Origin of the sequence: Burkholderia sp. E168m23 (genome assembly GCF_016586125.1) — a bacterium.
GTDB classification, from domain to species: Bacteria; Pseudomonadota; Gammaproteobacteria; order Burkholderiales; family Burkholderiaceae; genus Burkholderia; species Burkholderia orbicola.
In genome coordinates, this window is the sequence record NZ_BCPP01001176.1 from 1 (window position 1) to 1,847 (window position 1,847).

At 61.9% G+C, this 1,847-nt stretch carries 3 protein-coding genes; 1 reads left to right on the plus strand and 2 read right to left on the minus strand.

All coding sequences use genetic code 11. The annotated features are described in order from the left end of the window. Window positions 1-648: ATP-dependent metallopeptidase FtsH/Yme1/Tma family protein (locus JMF90_RS35360; RefSeq protein WP_201326188.1), on the minus strand; the 648-nt coding region annotated here is incomplete at its 3' end. Between the two features lie 166 nt (window positions 649-814). Then, a complete protein-coding gene (locus JMF90_RS35365; protein WP_006476343.1) occupies window positions 815-1,477 on the minus strand; it encodes an RlmE family RNA methyltransferase in 663 nt (220 codons plus the stop codon). 193 nt (window positions 1,478-1,670) lie between these two features. Between JMF90_RS35365 and JMF90_RS35370 the strand changes: the two genes are divergently transcribed. Next, window positions 1,671-1,847, plus strand: a 177-nt coding sequence (locus JMF90_RS35370) for a YhbY family RNA-binding protein (RefSeq protein ID WP_201326189.1), incomplete at its 3' end; no start/stop codon positions are given.

Here is a 1,847-nt window from a genome sequence, read left to right on the forward strand (position 1 = left end):
GAAGAACGGCACCTTCGCTTCACCCGCGATCGCGCGGGCGAGCAGCGTCTTGCCGGTACCCGGAGGGCCGACCAGCAGCACGCCGCGCGGAATGCGGCCGCCCAGCTTCTGGAATTTCTGCGGATCGCGCAGGAAGTCGACGAGCTCGGACACTTCTTCCTTCGCTTCGTCGCAGCCCGCGACGTCGGAGAAGTTCACCGCGTTGTTGTTCTCGTCGATCAGCCGCGCACGCGATTTCCCGAACGAGAATGCGCCGCCTTTGCCGCCTCCCTGCATCTGCCTCATCATGTAGAACCAGAACACGATGATCAGGATCGTCGGCCCGAGATAGTACAGCGCGGACATCAGCGCGTTCGGCTCGTCGTCGGCCTTGCCGCTGACCTGCACGCCGTACTTCATCAGATCGCCGACCATCCAGATGTCGCCGGGCGACACGATCTGGTATTTCTGGCCATCAGCCGGAGTGACGGTGAGGTTGCGCCCCTGAACGATGACGTTCTTGACCTTGCCGTTCTTGGCGTCGTCCATGAACTGCGAATAGGACACGCCTTCCTGGACGCGGGGCTTGTCGAACTGCTTGAACACCGTAAACAGCACCAGTGCGATCACCAGCCACACCGCTGCCTTCGAAAACATATTGTTGTTCAAAGCACCACTCCTTCACTCGTAGACGAGCGCCTACATTTTCCTTGCGGCGCCCCTCGGTCATTCTAATCCAGTCCGACCACCCCCGCCATAAGCATTGACAACCGCCGCGATAGCGCTTCGCTTGTCTGGCAAGGGCCGGAGCCCGTTTGCGGCACCGCACTCCGCATCAGCGCGGATGCTTCAGCTGCCGACCCAAAATGAACGTTTCGGACGATTTGTCGCGGGATGCCTTGGGCTTGCGCGGCGCGACAACCTTAAACTGCTGTTTGAACTTCTCGACGATCTGGCTGTAGCCACTGCCGTGAAAGCACTTCACGAGCAGCGCACCGTCCGGCTTCAGATGGTTCTGCGCGAATTCGAGCGCCAGATCGCAGAGATGCTCGATGCGCGCCGCGTCCGCCGAGGCCACGCCGGAGAGGTTGGGGGCCATGTCGGAAATAACAAGGTCCACCGCGCGGCCTTCGAGCACTTCTTCGAGCTGGTGGAGGACGTCGTCCTCGCGGAAGTCGCCCTGCAGGAAGTGGACGTCGGCGATCGGCTCCATCGGCAGGATGTCGAGCGCAACGATCGTGCCGTCGATGCCGCCTTCGCGCTCCGCGTCACGCTTCTTGCCCTGCGCGAGCTTGTTGCGGGCATACTGGCTCCAGCTGCCCGGCGTGGCGCCGAGATCGACGATCACCTGGCCGGGACGGATCAGCTTGTCCTGCTCGTCGATTTCCTTAAGCTTGTACGCGGCGCGCGCGCGATAGCCCTCCCGCTGCGCCATTTTGACGTACGGGTCGTTGATGTGGTCGTGCAGCCAGTGCTGGTTGAAGCGGTTTTTTGCCATTCGAGAGAGAGATTGCTGCCAATTGCTTCGTGAAGCCGCGCTTTTAGCGGATAATACGCGTCTTCTTCGCGCGGCTGCGGCCCCTTTTCAGGCCCAAGCCGCGATTTTACGTGGTTTCGGCGCACGGCTGACGCGGGAACGTCCCGCGATCGCTTTTCAGTCAGCGCGCCCTTATTTAGATTTCGACATTTCCATGCCCGCCCTTTCGCTTTCTCCCGCCGAGCGCTCCGCGCTGCGCTCCCAGGCCCATGCGCTCAAGCCCGTCGTGCTGATCGGCGCCGAAGGGCTGACCGACGCCGTGCTGAAGGAAATCAAGGTGCACCTCGACGCGCACCAACTGATCAAGATCCGCGTGTTCGGCGACGAGCGC

What these genes read in the sequence shown, in the direction of transcription:
- JMF90_RS35365 (WP_006476343.1), bottom strand. Translation starts at nt 1,477, where the DNA reads ATGGCAAAAAACCGCTTCAACCAGCACTGGCTGCACGACCACATCAAC.